The 21,682-nt window shown below is 66.1% G+C and carries 15 protein-coding genes and 1 pseudogene; 10 read left to right on the top strand and 6 right to left on the bottom strand.

What is annotated here, in order from left to right; genetic code table 11:
• Positions 1-86 precede the first annotated feature (86 nt).
• From XI09_RS28360 to XI09_RS28350, 3 genes are read left to right on the top strand one after another with little or no spacing between them, the layout of a single operon-like run.
• Positions 87-2,168, top strand: a complete 2,082-nt coding sequence (locus tag XI09_RS28360) for a M3 family metallopeptidase (RefSeq protein ID WP_271569768.1) — start codon at positions 87-89, stop codon at positions 2,166-2,168.
• Positions 2,168-2,806 (top strand): DUF1007 family protein, encoded by a 639-nt coding sequence (locus tag XI09_RS28355; RefSeq protein WP_271569767.1) that lies wholly within the window; start codon positions 2,168-2,170, stop codon positions 2,804-2,806. Before XI09_RS28360 ends, XI09_RS28355 begins: the two co-directional genes overlap by 1 nt.
• A complete protein-coding gene (locus tag XI09_RS28350; protein WP_271569766.1) occupies positions 2,797-3,933 on the top strand; it encodes a nickel/cobalt transporter in 1,137 nt (378 codons plus the stop codon). Before XI09_RS28355 ends, XI09_RS28350 begins: the two co-directional genes overlap by 10 nt.
• 154 nt (positions 3,934-4,087) lie before the next feature.
• On the opposite strand, the gene XI09_RS28345 is transcribed toward XI09_RS28350, so the two are convergent.
• Positions 4,088-4,486 carry an MAPEG family protein gene (locus XI09_RS28345; protein ID WP_271569765.1) on the bottom strand — a complete coding sequence of 133 codons (399 nt, stop codon included), beginning with the start codon at positions 4,484-4,486 and terminating at the stop codon, positions 4,088-4,090.
• Positions 4,487-4,567: 81 nt separating this feature from the next.
• On the opposite strand from XI09_RS28345, the gene hemH reads away from it, so the two are divergent.
• The 4 genes from hemH to XI09_RS28325 all read left to right on the top strand — a co-directional run bounded on the left by hemH (position 4,568) and on the right by XI09_RS28325 (position 8,294).
• A complete protein-coding gene (gene hemH / locus XI09_RS28340) occupies positions 4,568-5,605 on the top strand; it encodes a ferrochelatase (protein WP_271569764.1) in 1,038 nt (345 codons plus the stop codon).
• Between the two features lie 25 nt (positions 5,606-5,630).
• On the top strand, positions 5,631-6,602 hold the full coding sequence (locus tag XI09_RS28335; protein ID WP_271569763.1) for an ABC transporter substrate-binding protein: 972 nt from the start codon (positions 5,631-5,633) through the stop codon (positions 6,600-6,602).
• Between the two features lie 230 nt (positions 6,603-6,832).
• Positions 6,833-7,825: an SPFH domain-containing protein gene (locus XI09_RS28330; protein WP_027543270.1), complete on the top strand. Its 993-nt coding sequence runs from the start codon at positions 6,833-6,835 to the stop codon at positions 7,823-7,825.
• Between the two features lie 25 nt (positions 7,826-7,850).
• Positions 7,851-8,294, top strand: coding sequence for an NfeD family protein (locus XI09_RS28325; protein ID WP_271569762.1), 444 nt, complete (start codon positions 7,851-7,853; stop codon positions 8,292-8,294).
• A gap of 176 nt (positions 8,295-8,470) precedes the next feature.
• On the opposite strand, the gene XI09_RS28320 is transcribed toward XI09_RS28325, so the two are convergent.
• Entirely contained in the window at positions 8,471-8,797 is a 327-nt protein-coding gene (locus XI09_RS28320; protein WP_271569761.1) for a winged helix-turn-helix transcriptional regulator, read from the bottom strand.
• A gap of 72 nt (positions 8,798-8,869) precedes the next feature.
• Here XI09_RS28320 and XI09_RS28315 point away from each other — a divergent pair, with 72 nt between their 5' ends.
• Positions 8,870-9,427 carry a carboxymuconolactone decarboxylase family protein gene (locus tag XI09_RS28315; protein ID WP_271569760.1) on the top strand — a complete coding sequence of 186 codons (558 nt, stop codon included), beginning with the start codon at positions 8,870-8,872 and terminating at the stop codon, positions 9,425-9,427.
• A gap of 237 nt (positions 9,428-9,664) precedes the next feature.
• Here the strand turns inward: XI09_RS28315 and XI09_RS28310 are convergent, their stop codons facing one another.
• A complete protein-coding gene (locus XI09_RS28310; RefSeq protein ID WP_271569759.1) occupies positions 9,665-10,672 on the bottom strand; it encodes a KpsF/GutQ family sugar-phosphate isomerase in 1,008 nt (335 codons plus the stop codon).
• Positions 10,673-10,864: 192 nt separating this feature from the next.
• On the opposite strand from XI09_RS28310, the gene XI09_RS28305 reads away from it, so the two are divergent.
• Positions 10,865-12,607, top strand: coding sequence for an outer membrane beta-barrel protein (locus XI09_RS28305; RefSeq protein ID WP_271569758.1), 1,743 nt, complete (start codon positions 10,865-10,867; stop codon positions 12,605-12,607).
• A 200-nt stretch (positions 12,608-12,807) separates the two neighbouring features.
• Here the strand turns inward: XI09_RS28305 and XI09_RS28300 are convergent, their stop codons facing one another.
• Both XI09_RS28300 and gltB read right to left on the bottom strand, forming a co-directional pair.
• The gene (locus XI09_RS28300) at positions 12,808-14,259 is read right to left on the bottom strand and encodes a glutamate synthase subunit beta (protein ID WP_271569757.1); all 1,452 of its coding nucleotides are present in this window, start codon (positions 14,257-14,259) and stop codon (positions 12,808-12,810) included.
• 158 nt (positions 14,260-14,417) lie between these two features.
• Positions 14,418-19,151 carry a glutamate synthase large subunit gene (gltB, locus tag XI09_RS28295; RefSeq protein ID WP_271569756.1) on the bottom strand — a complete coding sequence of 1,578 codons (4,734 nt, stop codon included), beginning with the start codon at positions 19,149-19,151 and terminating at the stop codon, positions 14,418-14,420.
• Between the two features lie 489 nt (positions 19,152-19,640).
• Between gltB and XI09_RS28290 the strand changes: the two are divergent.
• Positions 19,641-20,383, top strand: a pseudogene (locus XI09_RS28290) (hypothetical protein).
• Positions 20,384-20,628: 245 nt separating this feature from the next.
• On the opposite strand, the gene XI09_RS28285 reads toward XI09_RS28290, so the two are convergent.
• Entirely contained in the window at positions 20,629-21,399 is a 771-nt protein-coding gene (locus tag XI09_RS28285) for an alpha/beta fold hydrolase (protein WP_271569755.1), read from the bottom strand.
• Between the last annotated feature and the right edge of the window lie 283 nt (positions 21,400-21,682).

The following is a 21,682-nucleotide window of genomic DNA, read 5'->3' as shown; positions in this document are numbered from 1 at the left end:
GCGGGAGCAAGGCCAAATGGCCCAAAAAAGCCCCATCGCGTGCTATAGCTGGCCGCAACGAACCAGCTCGAAAACCGGGACTTGCGATGTCAGACCTCCGCCAAACTACGGACGCCGAGACCAACCCGCTGCTGAAGGCCTGGGTGACGCCGTTCGCGACCCCGCCCTTCGACGAGATCACGCCGGAGCACTTCCTCCCGGCCTTCGAGCAGGCCTTCGCCGACCATTCCGCCGAGATCGCGGCGATCACCAATGATCCGGCCGTGCCCGACTTCGCCAACACCATCACGGCGCTGGAGCGCTCCGGCAAGCTGCTGAGCAAGGTCGCGGCGGTGTTCTACGACCTCGTCTCGGCGCATTCCAACCCGGCCATCCTGGAGATCGACAAGGAGGTTTCCTTGCGGACGGCGCGGCACTGGAATCCGATCATGATGAACGCCGTGCTGTTTGGTCGCATCGCCCAGCTGCACGAGAACCGCGCCAATCTGGGTCTTTCGCCCGAACAGCTCCGCCTGCTGGAGCGCACCTATACCCGCTTCCACCGCTCCGGCGCCGGCCTCTCCGAGGAGGCCAAGACGCGGATGGCCGAGATCAACGAGAGGCTCGCCCAGCTCGGCACCGGCTTCAGCCATCATCTGCTCGGCGACGAGCAGGAATGGTTCATGGAGCTCGGGGAGGCCGACCGCCAGGGCCTGCCGGAGAGCTTCGTCGCCAGTGCCAAGGCTGCGGCGGAAGAGCGCGGCATGGCCGGCAAGGCCATCGTCACGCTGTCGCGCTCCTCGGTCGAGTCGTTCCTCAAGAGCTCGGCGCGGCGCGACCTGCGCGAGAAGGTCTACAAGGCCTTCACCGCGCGCGGCGACAACGGCAACGCCAACGACAACAATACGACCATCGTCGAGGTCCTGAAGCTGCGCGAGGAGAGCGCGAACCTGCTCGGCTACCCGACCTACGCCGCCTACCGGCTCGAAGACTCCATGGCCAAGACCCCGGAAGCGGTGCGGGGACTGCTCGAGCGGGTCTGGAAGCCGGCGCGCGCCCGGGCGCTCGCCGACCGCGACGAGATGCAGACGCTGATCTCGGCCGAGGGCGGCAATTTCAAGCTGGCGCCGTGGGACTGGCGCTTCTACGCCGAAAAGCTTCGCCTTCAGCGGGCCAATTTCGACGACGCCGCGATCAAGCCGTATCTCGCGCTCGACCACATGATCGCCGCCGCCTTCGACTGCGCCACGCGCCTGTTCGGCATCGCCTTCGAGGAGCGCAAGGACGTGCCGGTCTGGCACCCGGACGTCCGGGTCTGGGAGGTGAAGGGCAGGGACGGCAAGCACAAGGCGCTGTTCTATGGCGACTACTTCGCCCGGCCGTCGAAGCGCTCCGGCGCCTGGATGACCTCGCTGCGCGACCAGCAGAAGCTCGACGGCGACGTCGCGCCGCTCATCCTCAATATCTGCAATTTTGCGAAAGGGGCCGGCGGCGAGCCCTCGCTGCTGTCGCCCGATGACGCCCGCACCCTGTTCCACGAATTCGGCCACGGCCTGCACGGCATGCTGTCCAACGTGACCTATCCGTCGCTGTCGGGCACCTCCGTGTTCACCGACTTCGTCGAGCTGCCGTCGCAGCTCTACGAGCACTGGCAGGAACGGCCCGAGGTGCTCCAGCAATTCGCCCGCCACTACCAGACCGGCGAGCCGTTGCCGGACGACCTGCTCCAGCGCTTCCTCGCCGCGCGAAAATTCAACCAGGGCTTTGCCACGGTCGAGTTCGTCTCCTCGGCGCTGGTGGACCTCGAATTCCACACCCAGCCGGCCGCGGCGGCCAGCGACGTGCGCGCCTTCGAGAAGAAGGAGCTGGAGAAGATCGGCATGCCCGAGGAGATCGCGCTGCGTCACCGGCCCACGCAGTTCGGTCACATCTTCACCGGCGACCATTATGCCGCCGGCTATTACAGCTACATGTGGTCGGAGGTGATGGACGCCGACGCCTTCGGCGCGTTCGAGGAGGCCGGCAACATCTTCGATCCGGCCGTGGCCAAGCGTCTCCACGACGACATCTACTCCTCGGGCGGATCGGTCGATCCGGAAGCCGCCTACGAGGCCTTCCGCGGCCGCCCGCCGGAGCCCGACGCACTGCTCCGCCGCCGCGGCCTGCTCGACGCCCCGAAGGCGGCCTGATGGGCATGCGCACCCTTCTCGGTCTGTTGCTCGCCGCCGTCCTCACGCTCGCGGCGGGGACGGCGAGCGCGCATCCGCATGTCTGGATCACCGCGACCAGCGAGCTGCTCTACGCCGCGGACGGCAGCGTCACCGGCGTGCGTCACGCCTGGACCTTCGACGACATGTTCTCGGCCTATGCCGTGCAGGGGCTCGAGAGCAAGACCAAGGGCGCCTATACGCGCGAGGAGCTCGGGCCGCTTGCGCAGACCAATGTCGAATCGCTGAAGGAATATGCCTACTTCACCTTCGCGCGAGCGGACGGCAAGAAGGAGCGATTCCAGGAGCCGGTCGATTACTTCCTCGACTACAAGGATACAGTGCTGACCCTGCACTTCACGCTGCCGCTGAAGAACCCGGTCAAGCCCAAGCAGCTGGTGCTCGAAGTGTTCGACCGTTCGTTCTTCATCGACTTCCAGATGGCCAAGGACAACCCGGTCAAGCTGGTCGGCGCGCCCGCCGGCTGCCAGATGAAGCTTGACCGTCCCAGCGACGGCACCGCGACCGCGCAGAAGCTCAACGAGCAGACCTTCATGAGCGGCGAGAACACCAATTTCGGCATGATGTTCGCCAACAAGATCACGGTGGATTGCCCTTGATCGGTCGTCTGCATTCTCCGCTTGCCCGCGGGCTTCTCGCCTGTGCCGCGGTTATCGTCGTGCTGGGCGTGGCCGATGCCGCGCTTCACGATCTTCTCGCGCAAAATCCGTTCGGCGCACCGAAACCCGCGCAGGCGGCCGAGCCCGAGGCCAGCGGCCTCATCGGCTGGCTATTGGCAAAACAGTCGGAGTTCTACCGCCAGATGTCGGCGACCATCCGCGCCGCCAGGTCCGACGGCTCGGCGGTGTGGACGCTGCTCTTCATCTCCTTTGCTTATGGCATCTTCCATGCCGCCGGACCCGGCCACGGCAAGGCGGTGATCGCCTCCTATCTCGTCGCCAACCGCGAGACCGCGCGGCGCGGCATCGCGCTGTCGTTTGCCTCGGCGTTGATGCAGTCGCTGGTCGCGATCCTGATCGTCGGCATCTCGGCCTGGATCCTGAATGCGACGGCCAAGACCATGTGCAAGGCGGAAGGCGTGATCGAGATCGCGAGCTACGCCCTGATCGCGCTGTTCGGCCTGCGGCTGGTCTGGGTCAAGGGCGGCGCCTTCATCCGCGCGCTTCAGGTGGCCCAGCCGGTGCCGGCGATCGCGGGCGTGCCGCAGCACCATGATCACGGCCATCACCTCCATCATGATGCGCATGATCATCATGACCACGATCACCATGATCATGGTCACGCCCACGCCCACGCCCATCACGATCACGATCACGGGCACGACCACGTCCATGACGAGCATTGCGGCCATTTCCACGGCCCGGCGCCGAGCGAGCTCGCCGGCCCCGGTGGCTGGCGGCGCGGATTCGCCGCGATCCTGACCGTCGGCATCCGTCCCTGTTCGGGCGCGATCCTCGTGCTGGTGTTCGCGCTCGCCCAGGGCCTGTTCTGGGCCGGCATCGCCGCGACCTTCCTGATGGGGCTCGGCACCGCGATCACGGTCGCGGCCATTGCCGTCGTCGCTGTCTCCGCCAAGGACATCGCCGCCCGCCTGAGCGCAGGTCGCGACGGCGGCGGCGCGCTGTTCATGCGCGGCATCGAATTCAGCGCCGCCGGTCTCGTGCTGCTGTTCGGCGTCGGCCTGTTGTTCGGCTATATCGCGGCCGAACGGACGACGTGTTTTTGAAGCACGCTCTCGTGCCCCGGACGCAGCGCAGCGTCCCTTCGACGGTGCGCTGCAGAGCCGGGGCCCATCTCTCCATACTGTAGCTGTGGCCCGCTGGGTCCCGGCTCTGCGCCGCAACGCTAAGGGCGTTGCAGCGCGTCCGGGACACGGCAGCTCACACCGGCAAGAACCGCTTCAGCATCGGCATGAAGAAGATCCCGAGATTGATCGCAAAGCCGATGCTCCAGAGGATCGAGCGCAGCGTCGGGCGGTTGCCGAGATAGGTCAGCACGTAGGCGATCCGCACGATCAGGAACAGCACCGCGAGCTCGTCGATCAGCCGCTGCGGCGAGTCCCTGAATTCGGCGAGCAGCACCGCGAAGGCGAAGAACGGAAAGGTCTCGATGCCGTTCTGGTGGGCGCCGAGCGCGCGCTGCGCGATGGCGTCTGCATAGAAGGCGGGATCGCGCGGCCGGGAATTGTCGAACCCGCGAAACCGGATCCATTTGATCGAGGCGATCGTCGCAAGATAGAGCAGCAGCGCTCCGAATACGCACCATTCCGCGAGTGTCATCTTCCCTCCCCCGCTTAGGGAGACCCTAGCGAAACCGGGCTCATCTTGACAAGTTCGGTGCAACGCGCGACGCAACTGATCATGTCGACCGCCGCCCCCAGTGAGACCACGCAGCCAACCGTCCAGTCCGGCCCGAAGCGCGTCGGCGTGCTCCTGGTCAATCTCGGCACGCCCGACACGGCCGATGCGCCGGGCGTGCGGATCTATCTCAAGGAATTCCTCTCGGACGCCCGGGTCATCGAGGACCAGGGCCTGATCTGGCAGTTCGTGCTGAACGGGATCATCCTGCGCAGCCGTCCCCGCACCAAGGCGCTCGACTACCAGAAGATCTGGAACAACGAGAAGAACGAGTCGCCGCTGAAGACCATCACGCGGTCGCAAGCCGACAAGCTCGCCGCCGCGCTGTCGGATCGCGATCACGTCGTCGTGGACTGGGCGATGCGCTACGGCAATCCTTCGATCAAGTCGGGCATCGAGGCGCTGATCGCGGAGGGATGCGACCGCATCCTCGCCGTCCCCCTTTATCCGCAATATTCCGCCTCGACCTCGGCGACCGTCTGCGACGAGGTGTTCCGCGTGCTCGCCCGCCTGCGTGCGCAGCCGACGCTGCGGGTGACGCCGCCGTACTACGAGGACGAGGCCTATATCGAGGCGCTCGCCGTCTCGATCGAGACGCATCTGGCAACCCTGCCGTTCAAGCCGGAGCTGATCGTCGCCTCCTTCCACGGCATGCCGAAATCCTATGTCGACAAGGGCGATCCCTATCAGGAGCATTGCATCGCCACGACCGAGGCGCTGCGCCGCCGGCTCGGCATGGACGCGTCAAAATTGCTGCTGACGTTCCAGTCGCGCTTCGGCAATGACGAGTGGCTCCAGCCCTATACCGACAAGACGATGGAGCGGCTCGCGAAAGAGGGCGTGCGCCGCATCGCGGTGGTGACGCCGGGCTTTGCCGCCGACTGCCTGGAGACGCTGGAGGAGATCGCGCAGGAGAATGCCGAGATCTTCAGGCACAATGGCGGCGAGCAGTTCTCCGCGATCCCCTGCCTCAACGATAGCGAACCCGGCATGGACGTGATCCGCACCCTGGTGCTGCGCGAACTCCAGGGCTGGATATAATGAGCCTGGATTTGATGGGCCCCCCGTGAACCGCCGCGAGGTGTTGGGGCTTCTTGGAATGATCGCGGCGCTGCCGTCCCCGGCACTGGCGCAGCAACCGACGCGGCGGCTCGGCGTGCTCTCGGTCACGGCCGCCGACGATGCGATCGGGCAGACGCGCAGCGTCATCCTGGTCGAGGCGCTCGCCGCCCATGGCTGGAAGGAGCACGGCAACCTCAGGGTCGACTGGCGCAGCGGTGCCGGCGACCGGGCGCGGATCGCCGGGCTCGCCGACGAACTGATCGCGCTCGAGCCCGACATCCTGCTCGCGGTCGGCACGCCCTCGGTCGAAGAGCTGCGCCGGCGCACCGCGACGATCCCGATCGTGTTCGCCGTGGTTACCGATCCCGTCAGCCAGGGCTTTGTCCAGACCCTCGCGCATCCCGGCGGCAACATCACCGGCTTCACCGATTATGACGGCCCGCTGGCCGGCAAATGGCTGGAGATGCTGACGCAGGTGACGCCGAAAGTGTCCCGCGTCTTCGTCGTCTACAATCCCGCCACCGCGCCGTTCGCGCCCCTGATGTTGCGCACGATCGAGGACGCCGCACGAACGCTTCATGTGACGGTCGAGACCGCGCCGGTCCATGACGCAGCCTCGATCGCGGCGCTGGCCTCGCGCAAGGACGGCGGCCTGCTGATCCTGCCGGACTTCTTCACGATGGCCAACCGCGCGCATCTGCTCGCGGCAATCGCTGAGGCGCGCGTGCCTGCGGTGTTCTGGAGCCGCACCTTCGTCGACGAGGGCGGGCTGATGTCCTACAGCACCGACAGCGCCGAGCAGCTCCGGCGCGCCGCGGGCTACATCGATCGCATCCTGAAGGGCGCGCAGGCAGCCGACCTGCCGGTGCAGAACCCGACCAAGTTCGAGCTCGCGGTCAACCTCAAGGCCGCCAAGGCGCTTGGCGTCACCATTCCCCCAAGCTTGCTCGCAACCGCGAACGACGTCATCGAATAAAGTCGTCCGTGACGGAGGACATGTCCGGATTCGTTAACTTTCGCCGCTAGGTCTGCGCGTTTACGCTTTCAAGAGCCTTTCGGAAATACATATCGTGACCGTTTCCCCCCGCGTGCGTCTTGTGCAGAATCGTCCGAATGCCGACGTGAATCGTAACCGCTGAACCAGTAGGGTCGCGATCCCGACCAATGACAGCGCGGGAAAGGGCCTTTTCCTGCCTTGGAGGAAATATGAGCGGTTTCGACATTTTCGCGATTGTTCTGGTTTTGCTCGTCATCGTCACGCTGATTGCCGGCGTGAAGACGGTGCCGCAGGGCTATGACTGGACCATCGAGCGGTTCGGAAAATACACCCAGACGCTGAGCCCCGGGCTCAACCTGATCGTGCCCTATTTCGATCGCGTCGGGCGCAAGATCAACATGATGGAGCAGGTGATCGACATCCCCGAGCAGGAGGTGATCACCAAGGACAACGCCACCGTGACGGTGGACGGCGTCGCCTTCTACCAGGTGTTCGACGCCGCCAAGGCGAGCTACGAGGTCTCCAACCTGACCCAGGCCATCACCGTCCTGACCATGACCAACATCCGCTCGGTGATGGGGGCGATGGATCTCGACCAGGTGCTGTCGCATCGCGACGAGATCAACGAACGCCTCCTGCGCGTGGTCGATGCCGCGGTCTCGCCCTGGGGCCTGAAGGTCAACCGCATCGAGATCAAGGACATCGTGCCGCCGGCCGATCTCGTCGAGGCGATGGGCCGGCAGATGAAGGCCGAGCGCGTCAAGCGCGCCGACATTCTGGCTGCCGAAGGCCAGCGGCAGTCGGAGATCCTGCGCGCCGAGGGCGCCAAGCAGGGCCAGATCCTCCAGGCCGAGGGCCGCAAGGAAGCCGCCTTCCGCGACGCCGAGGCCCGCGAGCGGTCCGCCGAGGCCGAGGCCAAGGCGACGCAGATGGTCAGCGAAGCCATCGCCAAGGGCGACGTCGCGGCGCTGAACTATTTCATCGCCGACAAGTATATCAAGGCGTTCGGGCAACTGGCGGACTCGCCGAACCAGAAGGTCATCATGCTTCCGGTCGAGGCGATGAGCATGCTGGGCTCGCTCGCCGGCATCGGCGAGATCGCGAAAGCGACGTTCGGCGAGAGTGCGGCATCCGCCGCTGCCGCGGCCCGTCGTGGCGGCTCGGTGCCGTCGTCCGGCCCGACGCCGCCAGCGGTGCCGTAACCGCGCCATTGAGAGAGGTCGTGTCATGACCGACATGTTCGTATCGCTCGGCACCTGGAACTGGCTGATCTTCGGCTTCATCCTGATGGGGCTGGAGGTGCTGGCGCCGGGCGTATTCCTGTTCTGGCTCGGGCTCGCCGCGCTGCTGGTCGGGCTGATCTCGTTCGCCGTTGCCGTGTCCTGGCAGGTGCAGCTGGTGATGTTCGCGATCTTCGCCGCTGCCGCGGTGCCGGTGTGGCGCCGTCTCTCGCGGCCGAATCCGGATGCGAGCGCGAGCCCCTTCCTCAACAAGCGCACCGAGGCGCTGCTCGGCCGCGAGTTCACGCTGGAGAAGCCGATCATCGACGGCAACGGCACCATGCGCATCGGCGACACGGTCTGGCGCGTCGCAGGTCCCGATACGCCGGCCGGGACGCGCGTGAAGGTGGTGCGGGTGGACGGCGTGAATCTGACGGTGGCGGTGGCGTAGCCGCTCTTACCCTCCCCTGGAGGGGGAGGGTCGATCGCGCGCAGCGCGAGCGGGGTGGGGTGATCTCTCCACTCGGGCACCGCTTCCGTGGAGAGACTGTCACCCCACCCCGTCTCACATTTCGCTACGCTCCATGTGAGCCGACCCTCCCCCTCCAGGGGAGGGTAAGAGACGTCCTACCTCCTCCATCTCTCCGCAAACCTGTGCAGCGGCATGAACGTCCCGCACAGGTCCCGCCCGAGCGGCGTCAGCCCATAGCCTCCGCCTTCGCCGAGCTCCACGAACCCCGCCTCGCGCAAATCGTCCAGCCGCGCCTGTAGCACTGTCGGCGAAGCTTCGTCGCAGGCGGTGCGCAAGCCGCGGGAGGTGAGGGGGGCGTCGCGCAACTCCCACAGGATCCGCAAGGTCCAGCGCCGGCCGAGCAGGTCGAGCAGCGCCATGATCGGCCGTCCCGTGCGTGAACCGCGGACGCTGCGTGTTGTCGAGCCGGCCTGTTTCGCCATCGTCGCCCTCTTGCATATTGCTACAGATAATGTAGCGTCGTGCTACGATAATTGTAGCAATGGAGACGGCCGATGTCCCAGGCCACACCGCGCATTGCGCCGCTCGCGCCGCCTTATCCCCCGGAGATCCAGGCGCAATTCGACCGCATCATGCGCGGCGCGCCGCCGCTGCTGCTGTTCCGGGTGATGGCGGGCCACAGCCGCGCCTGGGACAAGTTCCGCGCCGGCGGCCTGCTCGATCCCGGGCCGCTGTCGTTGCGTGAACGCGAGATCGTCATCGACCGCACCTGCGCGCTGAACAAATGCGAATATGAATGGGGCGTGCATGTCGCGGTCTTTGCCGGCCCGGCGCGCCTGACCGAGGACGAGGTCCGCGCCACCGTAGAGGGCGATGCGACGTCGCCGTGCTGGTCACCGGGCGAGCAGGCGCTGATCGCAGCCGTCGACGCGCTGCATCACCACGCGACGTTCACCGATGCGGAATTCGCCGCGCTCGCGGCGCATTACGACGAGGCGCAGATCCTGGAGGTCATGCTGCTGTGCGGCGTCTATCGCACGGTGTCGTATCTGGCGAACGGCTTGAGGCTGCCGCTGGAGGAGAAGGCGGCGCGGTTTCCGGCACCGCTCTAACCGCCGTCATTGCGAGCGCAGCGAAGCAATCCAGAGTCTTTCCGCGGAGGCAGTCTGGATTGCTTCGCTGCGCTCGCAATGACGGAGGAGAGAGGGGCGCGCCACACTCTCCCCGTCATTCCGGGGCGCGACGAAGTCGCGAGCCCGGAATCCATCGGGCAGCAACCTCGGAGATGAATGGATTCCGGGCTCGCGCCAAGTGGCGCGCCCCGGAATGACGATAGGAAATGGCGCGCGCTACGCCACACCCGCCCGCAGCAGATCGTGCAGGTGCACGATGCCCACGACCTTGTCCGCTTCGGTCACCAGCAGCGTCGTGATCTTGCGGGTGTTCAGCACCTCGATCATCTCGGTGGCGAGCATCGAGGGCGGCACGGTCTTGGGCTGCCTGGTCATGATGTCGTCGACCGTGACCGTCAGCAGGTCGGGCCGCATGTGGCGGCGCAGATCGCCGTCGGTGATGATGCCGACCGCCTCATTCGCGTCATTGACGATGCAGACGCAGCCGAGGCCCTTGGCCGACATCTCGACCACGGCCTCCGACATCTCGGTGCCGAGCGGCTTGACCGGGATCTCCGCGCCGGTGCGCATGTAGTCGCGGACGAATTTCAGCATCGCGCCGAGCTTGCCGCCGGGGTGGAAATGCGCGAACTCGAGCGCCGTGAAGCCGCGGCCTTCCAGCAGCGCGATCGCGAGCGCATCGCCGATCGCGGCCTGCATCAGGGTCGAGGTGGTCGGTGCCAGATTGTGCGGGCAGGCCTCGCGTGCCTTCGGCAGCTCGATCACGAGGTCGGCGGCCTGTCCGAGCGAGGACGCCGCGTTCGACGTCACCGCGATCATGGGGATCGCAAAGCGCGCCGAATAGTTCACGAGGTTCTTCATCTCCGGCTGCTCGCCGGACCAGGACAGCGCCATGATGACGTCGTCGGTGGTGATCATGCCGAGGTCGCCATGGCCGGCTTCAGCGGTGTGAACGAAGAAGGCGGGTGTGCCGGTCGAGGCCAGCGTCGCCGCGATCTTGCGGCCCATATGGCCTGACTTGCCGAGCCCGGTGACGATGACGCGGCCCTTGGCCTGCCGGATCAGGTCGACCGCCTTGGCGAAGGCCGCACCCAGCGGGCCGCGCAGCGCGGCGGCGAGCGCGTTGATGCCGCCGCTCTCGGTCTCCAGCGTGCGGAGCGCGGATTCGACACTTGTAGGAATGGGGCCGGATGATTGGGTCATCAGCGGTTTCGAACTCGGCATGTTCAGGTCCAGGGAGGAGGGGCGATGGCCCATTGGCGCCTGCTTTAGCACGCCTCGGCGTATGAGGCGACGCGGCCGCCCCGACCCTCAACGGGTCATTAACCATAATTGTTTTAACTCCATTAACGATGGTTTCTGCCAGCCGGCGGAGGCTATCGCGAAAGTGTTTGATTTCGTTGGGGTAATTCCATCGTGGGGTCGTCTCCAGGCACGGGCCGGAGCAAACGCGCGCATTTCCTGCGCGCGGCCTTGCCGTGTCTTGCGCTGACGGCCCTGCAAAGCGGCCCAGTGGCCGCCCAGAGCCTCACGCCCGACCTGTTCAATCCCAACCGCGGCGGTTTCGCCGCGCCCGACACGTTGCCCACGCGCCGCACGGCGGGCGTACCGCAGGCACCTACGGACGCGCTGCCGGCGCTGCCCGATCCCAGCGCCGATCCGCGCAAGCGCCAGCAGGCGCCGGCGACCTCGCGCGTCGGCCAGGTCCCGACCTACGGTCTGCCAGCCGCCAACGGCGCCAGCGGCTCGGGTTACGACTCGCTCAACCGCAAGCGGCAGCAGCCCAAGCTCTATCCCGGGCAGCCGAAGCCGAAGCGCCCGGTCGGGCCCGGCTCGCCGGTGCCGCCGGCAACGCCGGACAGGACGCTCGGCCCGCCGCGCATCGCGTCGCCGCCGTCCGAGACCGCGCACAAGGTGCCGGTGCCGCCGGCGATGGCCGGCAACGTGCCCGGCCAGCCGCTGCGCCGCCGCCTCAAGCCGGACGAGGATCCGTTCGGTGCGGTCGGCGATTATGCCGGCAGCTTCCTGATAAAGGGCGGGCTCGAGCTCTCCGCCGGCTATGACACCAACCCGGCGCGTCTGAACAAGCCGATCGGCTCGCCGGTCTATGTCGTCGCGCCCGACCTCCTCGTGGTGTCCGACTGGGAGCGCCACGCGCTGGTCGCCGATTTGCGCGGCTCGTTCTCGGGCTACACCAACAACATGCCGGCGACGATCGACGGCTTTCCCTCGCCCTCGCCGGTCGAGATCGACCGCCCCGACTTCACCGGTCATGTCGACGGCCGCATCGACGTTGACCGCGACCTCAAGCTGACCTCGCAGCTGCGCCTGCGGCTCGCCACCGACAATCCCGGCAGCCCCAACGTGCAGGCCGGCCTCCAGAAATATCCCGTCTACGCCACCTATGGCACGACCGTCGGCTTCGACCAGACCTTCAACCGCTTCCAGGTCGCGGCCGGCGCCACCGTGGATCGCACCGCCTACACCGACTCCAAGCTCACCGACGGCTCGACCTTCAGCAACAATGATCGCGACTTCAGTCAGTATGGCGGCGTCGGCCGCTTTTCCTACGAGCTGAAGCCGGGCCTGAAGCCGTTCGTCGAGATCCAGGGCGACACCCGCGTGCACGACCAGGCCGCCGACCGCAGCGGCTACTTTCGCGATTCAAACGGCGGCTATGGCAAGGTCGGCACGTCCTTCGAGTTCTCGCGCATCCTCACCGGCGAGGTCTCGGTCGGCTATTCCGCGCGCAACTATGTCGATCCGCGCCTCAGCCAGCTCTCGGGCTTCCTCACCTCGGGCTCGCTGATCTGGAACGCCAGCGGCCTCACCACGGTGAAATTCGTCACCGACACGCAGATCGCGGAGACCACGGTCGCCGGCTCCTCCGGCGTGCTGGTCCGCACCTATTCCGCCGAGGTCGATCACGACTTCCGCCGCTGGCTCACCGCCGTCGGCAAGTTCACCTACGGCACGCTCGACTACCAGGGCCAGAACCGCAACGACAAGACCTACTCGCTCGAAGGCAATCTGATCTACAAGCTCAACCGCAACATCTGGATCAAGGGCACGCTGCGCCACGACATCCTGGACTCGAACCAGGCGGGGTCTAGCTCGCAGGGGACGGTGGTGATGCTGGGGGTGAGGTTGCAGAATTAGCGATGAGGCGCGCCTTGATGCGCTGTCGTCGCTACCCGCTCAGCTGTCATGCCCCGGCTTGACCGGGGCATCCAGTACGCCGCGGCTTATCCGTATACGTTTGATGTCTCTGGAATACTGGATCGCCCGCTCCAGTGCGCAAGTGCGCACAAGGCGGGCGATGACACCGTTTGTAAATCTGGCGGCGGAACGAGCCGCGGCTAGCGCGGCAGATCCGTCTTCCCCATCAGGAACGTGTCGATCGACCGGGCGCAGAGCCGGCCCTCGCGGATCGCCCACACCACCAGCGACTGACCGCGGCGCATGTCGCCGGCGGTGAACACGTTCGGGCGCGAGGTCTGGTAGTCCAAGGTGTTGGCCTTGACGTTGCCGCGCGGGTCGAGCTCGACCGAGAGCAGCTTCAAGAGGCCCTCATGCACGGGATGGACGAAGCCCATGGCGAGAAGGACGAGCTCGGCGTCGAGCTCGAACTCGGTGCCGGCGATCGGCTTGAACTTGTCGTCGACGCGGATGCAGTGCAGCTTCTTGACCTGGCCGTTCTCGCCGGTGAACTTTTGGGTCAGCACGGCGTATTCGCGGACGGCGCCTTCGGCCTGGCTGGAGGACGTGCGCATCTTCAGCGGCCAGTTCGGCCAGGTCAGGCCCTTGTTCTCGCGCTCGGGCGGGGCGGGCATGATCTCGAGCTGGGTCACGGAGAGCGCGCCCTGGCGCAGCGAGGTGCCGATGCAGTCCGAGCCGGTGTCGCCGCCGCCGATAACGACGACATGCTTGCCGCCGGCGAGGATCTCGGTGACGCCGTTCAGCGGCTCCTCGGAGACGCGGCGGTTCTGCTGCGGCAGGAAGTCCATGGCGTAATGGATGCCTTGGAGATCGCGGCCGGGGATCGGCAGGTCGCGCGGGGCTTCGGCGCCGCCGGTCAGGGCGACGGCGTCGTACTCGTTGAGCATCTCGCGCGGATCGACATTGCCGTCGGCGCCGACATGGCTGTTGTAGTGGAAGGTGACGCCTTCGCCTTCCATCTGCTTGACGCGGCGGTCGATGATGCCCTTCTCCATCTTGAAGTCGGGGATGCCGTAGCGCAGCAGGCCGCCGGCCTTGGCGTACTTCTCGAACAGGTGCACATCGTGGCCGGCGCGGGCGAGCTGCTGCGCGCAGGCCATGCCGGCCGGACCCGAGCCGATCACCGCGACCTTCTTGCCGGTCTTGACGGAGGCGACCTCCGGCTTCAGCCAGCCATTGTCCCAGGCGCGGTCGACGATCGCGCATTCGATGGTCTTGATGGTGACCGGGTTGTCGTCGATGTTGAGCGTGCAGGACGCTTCGCACGGCGCAGGACAGATGCGGCCGGTGAATTCCGGGAAGTTGTTGGTCGAGTGCAGGTTGCGCGAGGCCTCTTCCCAGTTGCCCTGATAGACGAGGTCGTTGAAATCAGGGATCTGGTTGTTGACCGGGCAGCCCGGCGTGCCGGGCGCGACCGAGCCGGTGCCGTGGCAAAAGGGAATGCCGCAATTCATGCAGCGCGCGGCCTGGTCGCGCGTTTCCTTCTCGGTCAAGGGAACGACGAACTCGTTGAAATGCTTCACGCGCTCGGCGACCGGGGTGTACTTGCGGTCGTGCCGTTCGATTTCCAGAAAACCCGTGATCTTGCCCATTAAACCCGAAGTCCTGCCGCTTTAGTTCGTTTGTTTCTTGCTCCTCATCCTGAGGAGCGGCGCACTCCTCGCGCCGCGTCTCGAAGGATGAAGGCCCGGATGGTGAGCTCATGGTTCGAGGCGCAGCTATCGCGCTCCTCACCATGAGGGCCTGTCGCTTACGCCCCGATCGCGATTTTCGGCTCGGCGTCCGCGTTGGCCGCCAGTTCGCGCAGCGCACGCCGGTACTCGACCGGCATCACCTTGCGGAATTTGGGCAGCCAGTCCTTCCAATTGGCGAGGATGTCGGCGGCGCGCTTGGAGCCGGTCGCTTTCGCATGACGCGTGATCAGGACGTGCAGCCGCTCGACGTCGGAGGCGAGCAGGTTCTTGAACACGTCGACCCGGCCATGGGCCTCGAGATCGCCGCTGGCGTGATACGTGTCGGCATTGATCATCTCTTCCGACAGCACCGGCTCGAGCTCGACCATGGCCATGTTGCACAGCTTGTCGAAGTCGCCGGTCTCGTCCAGCACGTAGGCGATGCCGCCCGACATGCCGGCCGCGAAGTTGCGCCCGGTCTTGCCGAGCACGACCACGATGCCGCCGGTCATGTATTCGCAGCAATGATCGCCCGCGCCCTCGACCACGGCGACCGCGCCCGAGTTGCGCACGGCAAAACGTTCGCCGGCGATGCCGCGGAAGTAGCACTCGCCCTGGATCGCGCCGTACATCACGGTGTTGCCGACGATGATGCTCTCTTCCGGCACGATGGCAGAGTTCTTCGGCGGCTTGACGATGATCTTGCCGCCCGAGAGGCCCTTGCCGACATAGTCGTTGCCTTCACCCTCGAGCTCGAAGGTGACGCCATGGGCGAGCCATGCGCCGAAGGCCTGGCCCGCGGTGCCCTTGAGGCTGACATGGATGGTGTCATGCGGCAGGCCGGCATGGCCGTAGATCTTGGCGACCGCACCCGACAGCATCGCGCCCGCGGAGCGGTTGGTGCTGTTGATCGTGGCGTCGATCTTCACCGGCGCGCCGCGGTCGAGCGCGGGCGTCGCCTTCTCGATCAACGTGCGGTCGAGCACCGCCTCCAGATGGTGGTTCTGGCGCTCGGAGTGATAGATCTTCTGGCCCTTCTCTTCCTTCTGCTTGACGAACAGCTTGGAGAAGTCGAGGCCCTTGGCCTTCCAGTGCGCGACCAGCTTGGTCTGGTCGAGCAGCTGAACCTGGCCGATCATCTCATTGAAGGTGCGGAAGCCGAGCGAGGCCATGATCTCCCGGACCTCTTCCGCGACGAAGAAGAAGTAGTTGATCACGTGCTCGGGCTGGCCGGTGAAGCGCTTGCGCAGGACCGGATCCTGGGTCGCGACGCCAACCGGGCAGGTGTTGAGATGGCACTTGCGCATCATGATGCAGCCGGCCGCGATCAGCGGCGCGGTGGCGAAGCCGAACTCGTCGGCGCCGAGCAGCGCGCCGATCACGACGTCACGGCCGGTGCGGAAGCCGCCGTCGACCTGGACCACGATGCGGCTGCGCAGCCGCTCGCGCACCAGCGTCTGGTGGGTTTCGGCAAGGCCGATCTCCCACGGCGAGCCGGCGTGCTTGATCGAGGTCAGCGGCGAAGCGCCGGTGCCGCCCTCGAAGCCCGCGATCGTAACGTGGTCGGCGCGCGCCTTGGCAACGCCCGCGGCCACCGTGCCGACGCCGATCTCGGAGACGAGCTTGACCGAGACGTCGCCCGTCGGGTTGACGTTCTTGAGGTCGTAGATGAGCTGCGCCAGGTCCTCGATCGAGTAGATGTCGTGGTGCGGCGGCGGCGAGATCAGGCCGACGCCCGGCGTCGAGTGCCGGACCTTGGCGATGGTCGCGTCGACCTTGTGGCCGGGCAGCTGGCCGCCTTCGCCGGGCTTGGCGCCCTGCGCCATCTTGATCTGCATCATGTCGGAGTTGACGAGATACTCCGTGGTGACGCCGAAGCGGCCCGAGGCGACCTGCTTGATCGCCGAGCGCATGGAATCGCCGTTCGGCATCGGCTTGAAGCGGTCGGCTTCCTCGCCGCCTTCACCGGTGTTCGACTTGCCGCCGATCCGGTTCATGGCGATGGCGAGCGTGGTGTGCGCCTCGCGCGAGATCGAGCCGAAGCTCATCGCACCGGTTGCGAAACGCTTGACGATGTCCTTGGCCGGCTCGACCTGGTCGAGCGGCACCGGCTTGCGCTTCTCTTCCTCGGCGCTCTTGATCCGGAACAGGCCGCGCAGCGTCAACAGGCGCTCCGACTGCTCGTTGAGGATCTTGGCGAAGGCGCGATAGCGCTCCAGCGAATTGCCGCGCGCGGCGTGCTGAAGCAACCCGACCGACTCGGCGGTCCAGGCATGGTCCTCGCCGCGGCTGCGATAGGCATATTCGCCGCCGACGTCGAGCGCGGTCTTGTAGACCAGCGCCTCGCCGAACGCGTCGGCATGGCGACGCACGGCCTCTTCCGCGATCTCGGCGAGACCGACGCCCTCGACGCGGGTATGCGTGCCGGCGAAGAACTTTCCGACGAAGTCCGCCTTGAGGCCGACCGCGTCGAAGATCTGCGCGCCGCAATAGGACTGGTAGGTCGAGATGCCCATCTTGGACATCACCTTCAGCAGGCCCTTGCCGATCGACTTGATGTAGCGCTTGACGATCTCGTAGTCGTCGAGCGAGCTGGGCAGGCGGTCCTTCATCGCGATGATGGTCTCGAACGCGAGGTAAGGATTGATCGCTTCCGCGCCGTAGCCGGCAAGGCACGCGAAATGATGCACTTCACGCGGCTCGCCGGATTCGACGACGAGACCGACCGAGGTGCGCAGTCCGACGCGGATCAGATGATGATGCACGGCGGCGCAGGCGAGCAGTGCCGGGATCGGCACCCGGTCGGTGCCGACCATGCGGTCGGACAGGATGATGATGTTGACGCCCTCGCGCACCGCGCTTTCCGCGCGCGCGCAGAGCTCGTCGAGCACCTGGTCCATGCCGGCCGCGCCGAGACCGGCGTGGAAGGTGGTGTCCAGCGTGCGCGACTTGAAGTGCGATTCAGCCACTTCCGAGATCGAGCGGATCTTTTCCAGATCCGCGTCGGTCAGAATCGGTTGGCGCGCTTCGAGGCGCTTGGTGGTGGCCATGCCCTGCAGGTCGAACAGGTTCGGCCGCGGCCCGATGATGGAGACGAGGCTCATCACCAGCTCCTCGCGGATCGGGTCGATCGGCGGGTTGGTGACCTGCGCGAAGTTCTGCTTGAAGTAGGTGAACAGCGGCTTGGCCTTGTCCGACAGTGCCGAGATCGGCGTGTCGTTGCCCATCGAGCCCGCGGCTTCCTCGCCGGTGGCCGCCATCGGCGTCATCAGGATGGTGATGTCTTCCTGGCTGTAGCCGAACGCCTGCTGGCGATCGAGCAGCGACAGGTTGGAGCGCACGCCGGTGGTCGGAACCTTCGGCAGCTCTTCCAGCACGATCTGGGTCCGCTCCAGCCACTCCTTGTAGGGATGGCTCTTGGCGAGATCGGCCTTGATCTCGTCGTCGGGGATCAGGCGGCCCTGCTCGAGATCGACCAGCAGCATCTTGCCGGGCTGCAGACGCCACTTGGTGATGATCTGGTCCTCGGGAATCGTCAGCACGCCCATCTCGGACGCCATCACGATGCGGTCGTCCTTGGTCACGAGATAGCGCGCCGGCCGCAATCCGTTGCGGTCGAGCGTGGCGCCGATCTGGCGGCCGTCGGTGAAGGCGATCGCGGCGGGGCCGTCCCACGGCTCCATCAGCGCGGCGTGATATTCGTAGAAGGCGCGGCGCGTCTCATCCATCAGCGGATTGCCGGCCCACGCCTCCGGAATCATCATCATGACGGCGTGCGGCAGCGAATAGCCACCCTGCACCAGGAATTCGAGCGCGTTGTCGAAGCAGGCGGTGTCCGACTGGCCTTCGTAGGAGATCGGCCAGAGCCGGTTGATGTCCTTGCCGTAGAGCACGGAGCTCACCGAGGCCTGGCGCGCAGCCATCCAGTTGGTGTTGCCGCGCAGCGTGTTGATCTCGCCGTTATGCGCGATCATGCGGTAGGGATGCGCCAGCGACCAGGCCGGGAAGGTGTTGGTCGAGAAGCGCTGATGCACCAGCGCCAGCGCGCTCTCGAAGTCCGCCTCGTGCAGGTCGGGATAGTACTTGCCGAGCTGGTCGGCGAGGAACATGCCCTTGTAGATCACGGTGCGGCAGGACATCGAGCAGGGGTAATAGCCCGCAAGGCCCCGGTCGCGGCGCTGGTAGATCGCCTGCGAGATCGACTTGCGCAGGATGTAGAGCCGGCGCTCGAAATCGTCCTCGGTCTTGGCGGTGCCGTTGCGGCCGATGAACACCTGCATGCAGGCGGGCTCGGTCGGCTTCACGGTGACGCCGAGCGAGGAATTGTCGGTCGGCACGTCGCGCCAGCCGAGCAGGGTCAGGCCCTCTTCCTTGATCTGGTCGGCGATGATGCTCTTGATGACGTTGCGCCAGGCGGTGTCGCGCGGCATGAACAGCGCGCCGATGGCGTATTCGCCGGGTTGCGGCAGCGCGAAGCCGAGCTCCTTGGCCTTGCGGCTGAAGAACGCGTGCGGGATCTGCACCAGGATGCCGGCGCCGTCACCGGCGCGCGGATCGGCGCCGACGGCGCCGCGATGCTCGAGGTTGCAGAGGATGCTCAGCGCGTCCGAGACGATCTCGCGCGACTTCTTGCCCTTGATGTTGGCGATGAAGCCGACGCCGCAGGAATCCTTCTCCAGGCTCGGATCGTAGAGGCCTTCGGCCGGCGGGCGCGAATTGTGCTCCTGAATCGGATCAGTCGTTTTCGAGGCGACCGTCGCCGACAGTTCTTCTGCCACGATGTTTGCGCGCTCGAATTGCGACCCGTTCATGTCCTCGTCCTCTCCATGCGGCAAGCTGCCTCACCGCCATCTTCGGCGCACCTTGGGCGTTCCGCGGCACCCGCCTCTGGGTCACCGCTCGTCCGCTGCGAGCCGCATTTTCTTAAATTCAGGCCAAGGCGTTCTACGTCCCCGAGAACGGCTTTGCCTGTTGCCTTCTTGGTGCTCGGAAGCACCGACTTTCGGTGCAATCCCTATGCCGGAACCGCAAGCAAAATTGAGACAGCTTTCCTGTCGTAACCATCACCTTGCCAAATTTTTGTCTATCACACAAGCGCGCGAAAGTCCCGATTCCCAGAGTGTCAATCTCCGCTTTCCGCACGGTGCGCGGCCCCGGTTTTGAAGCAAACGCGCCCTGATCCGGCCCCGCCGACGCCGGAATCCCGAATGAAGCTTCGGATCGACCCTTCGGAAGGCGCGCCACGCCGCAAGAAGCGAAAGAGCGCGATCCACCCGGGGCCTGACAGGAGCGTGTCGACCATGAAGTTTTTCACAGGATGTGTGCCCGCCGCCGCGCTGGCGCTGGCCGTGACCGCGGCAGAGGCGCAAGTTCCAGCGAACGGTATTGCGGGAGGGGCTATGATCGCGGTGTCGGATTTCGACAGGCCCTATGCGCCGCCGGACGCCGCGCCGCCTCCACCGCCGCGGTATGGCTATGGCTATGAGGAACGCGGTCCGGCGCCGGCGCTGCTGCCGGCCACCGAAGTCTATGCGGTGCTGCGCGACAACGGCTTCTCGCCGCTCGGCATCCCGCGCCTGCGCGGCAGCGTCTACACCATCGCGGTGATCGACCGCCGTGGCGACGACGGCCGGCTGGTGATCGACGCCCGCGACGGACGAATCCTGCGTTTCATGCCCGCCGCCGACGCCTATGGCATGGCGCCCACCTATGAGGAGCGTGCGGTCGCCCCTTACGGCCCGCAAAGCGCGCTGCCGCCGCCGACCGTGGTCCGCAGCGGCCCGCCGCGCCCGCCAGCCCCGATCCCGCGTGTCGCCAGTCGCACCGTGCCGCTGCCGAAGGCGGCTCCTCCGCGCGGCGAAACGTCGGTCGCAGCCGTGAAGCCGGCCGAGCCTGCGGTACAGCCTGCGCAGCAGACGGCGGCCGTGCAGGCCAAGCCCGCCGACGTCGCGCCGCAAGCCGCGACGCCGACAGTGGGGCAGGCGAAGCCGGCCCCCCGATTCTGCCGACGCAGGACATGCCGGCCGCGCAGGGGCTGGACTAGCAAGCTGCTCGCGTGATGCGACGGCGCTAGTCAAACTCACGGTGTCGTCCCGGCGAAGGCCGGGGCCCATACCGCGAGGTCTATCGATTGGGCGTGGTGGGAGTACCGAACTCAGAATCTTCGCCAAACTTCTCCCTGGGGGTATGGGTCCCGGCCTTCGCCGGGACGACGTGGGGAAGAGCTGAGCAAGACAAAAAGGCGCCCGAAAATTCCGGGCGCCTTTTTTGCATTCGCACAATCGCCGCTCAGCTTCGCCCATACCCCGCAGCTTCCAGGATCAGGTTCGCCACTTCCTTCGGATGCGACACCAGCGAGAGGTGGCCGGCATCGAGCTCGATCGTCGTTGCGTTCATGCGCTTGGCGAGGAAGCGCTCGAGATCGGGATTGATGGTGTCGTCGTTCTTCGACACCGCGTACCAGCTCGGCTTGGCGTGCCATGCAGCTTCGGTGGTGCGGCCGGCGAAGATCGAGGCCGCGGTCGGCCATTGCACGGCATAGAGCTCTTTGGCCTGCTCCGGCTTCACGCCATTGGCGAAATATTTCAGGAAGGCGTCTTCCGAGAGCTTGGTGTAGCCGTCGCGTTCGACGATGCCGGCGCGCACCGGGCCGGTCGGAAACTGCTTCGACAGCGCGACGAAATCCTCGTTCGCGTCGGGCGCGCGTGCGGCGACATAGACGAGGCCGGTGACCTTGGGATCGGTGCCGACCTGGCTGATCACGGTGCCGCCCCAGGAATGCGCGACCAGCACGGTCGGACCGTCCTGCTCCGCCAGTGCGCGCTTGGTCGCCTCGACGGAGTCTGCAAGCGACGACAGCGGATTTTGCACGGCGGTCACGTGAAGGCCCGCTGCCTGGAGGATCGGGATCACCTCCGACCAGCTCGATCCGTCGGCCCATGCGCCATGCACCAGCACGACGTTCCTGGCCTTCACGGTTTGCGGGGTCTGTGCGTGAGCGAGGCTGAGAGGGGCCGCCAGCAGGCTCGCGGCGACGAAAAGGCTGCGCCAAAGTGTCATGATCGTTCTCCGTCTTGTTTTGGGGTCGATGTCCAAAGGACGGAGGGAGAGGCGGCGCTGTTACGCGTCCTCACCGCTCTGTGATGCGGTGCAAAAGGACAACCAGAGACTGTCGTCCCGGCGAAGGTCGGGACCCATACCGCGAGATCTCTCGATGGGCAGCCGGTGTGAGTCCCGAACTGCCGGTCTTCGCCAAACGTCTCCCTGTGGTTGATGGGGTGGACGGCCCCCTACGGCATCAGTGTGCCAGAATGAGGTTGTTGCAAATCTCAGACAAGGGAGC

Source organism: Bradyrhizobium sp. CCBAU 11386 (assembly GCF_028128955.1).
Lineage (GTDB): Bacteria > Pseudomonadota > Alphaproteobacteria > Rhizobiales > Xanthobacteraceae > Bradyrhizobium.
Note: the sequence above shows the minus strand (reverse complement) of the source record. Positions and strands in the feature narration are given on the sequence as shown.

What these genes read in the sequence shown, in the direction of transcription:
- XI09_RS28360 (WP_271569768.1), top strand. Translation starts at nt 87, where the DNA reads ATGTCAGACCTCCGCCAAACTACGGACGCCGAGACCAACCCGCTGCTG.
- XI09_RS28355 (WP_271569767.1), top strand. Translation starts at nt 2,168, where the DNA reads ATGGGCATGCGCACCCTTCTCGGTCTGTTGCTCGCCGCCGTCCTCACG.
- XI09_RS28345 (WP_271569765.1), bottom strand. Translation starts at nt 4,486, where the DNA reads ATGACACTCGCGGAATGGTGCGTATTCGGAGCGCTGCTGCTCTATCTT.
- hemH (WP_271569764.1), top strand. Translation starts at nt 4,568, where the DNA reads ATGTCGACCGCCGCCCCCAGTGAGACCACGCAGCCAACCGTCCAGTCC.
- XI09_RS28330 (WP_027543270.1), top strand. Translation starts at nt 6,833, where the DNA reads ATGAGCGGTTTCGACATTTTCGCGATTGTTCTGGTTTTGCTCGTCATC.
- XI09_RS28325 (WP_271569762.1), top strand. Translation starts at nt 7,851, where the DNA reads ATGACCGACATGTTCGTATCGCTCGGCACCTGGAACTGGCTGATCTTC.
- XI09_RS28320 (WP_271569761.1), bottom strand. Translation starts at nt 8,797, where the DNA reads ATGGCGAAACAGGCCGGCTCGACAACACGCAGCGTCCGCGGTTCACGC.
- XI09_RS28315 (WP_271569760.1), top strand. Translation starts at nt 8,870, where the DNA reads ATGTCCCAGGCCACACCGCGCATTGCGCCGCTCGCGCCGCCTTATCCC.
- XI09_RS28310 (WP_271569759.1), bottom strand. Translation starts at nt 10,672, where the DNA reads ATGCCGAGTTCGAAACCGCTGATGACCCAATCATCCGGCCCCATTCCT.
- XI09_RS28300 (WP_271569757.1), bottom strand. Translation starts at nt 14,259, where the DNA reads ATGGGCAAGATCACGGGTTTTCTGGAAATCGAACGGCACGACCGCAAG.
- gltB (WP_271569756.1), bottom strand. Translation starts at nt 19,151, where the DNA reads ATGAACGGGTCGCAATTCGAGCGCGCAAACATCGTGGCAGAAGAACTG.
- XI09_RS28285 (WP_271569755.1), bottom strand. Translation starts at nt 21,399, where the DNA reads ATGACACTTTGGCGCAGCCTTTTCGTCGCCGCGAGCCTGCTGGCGGCC.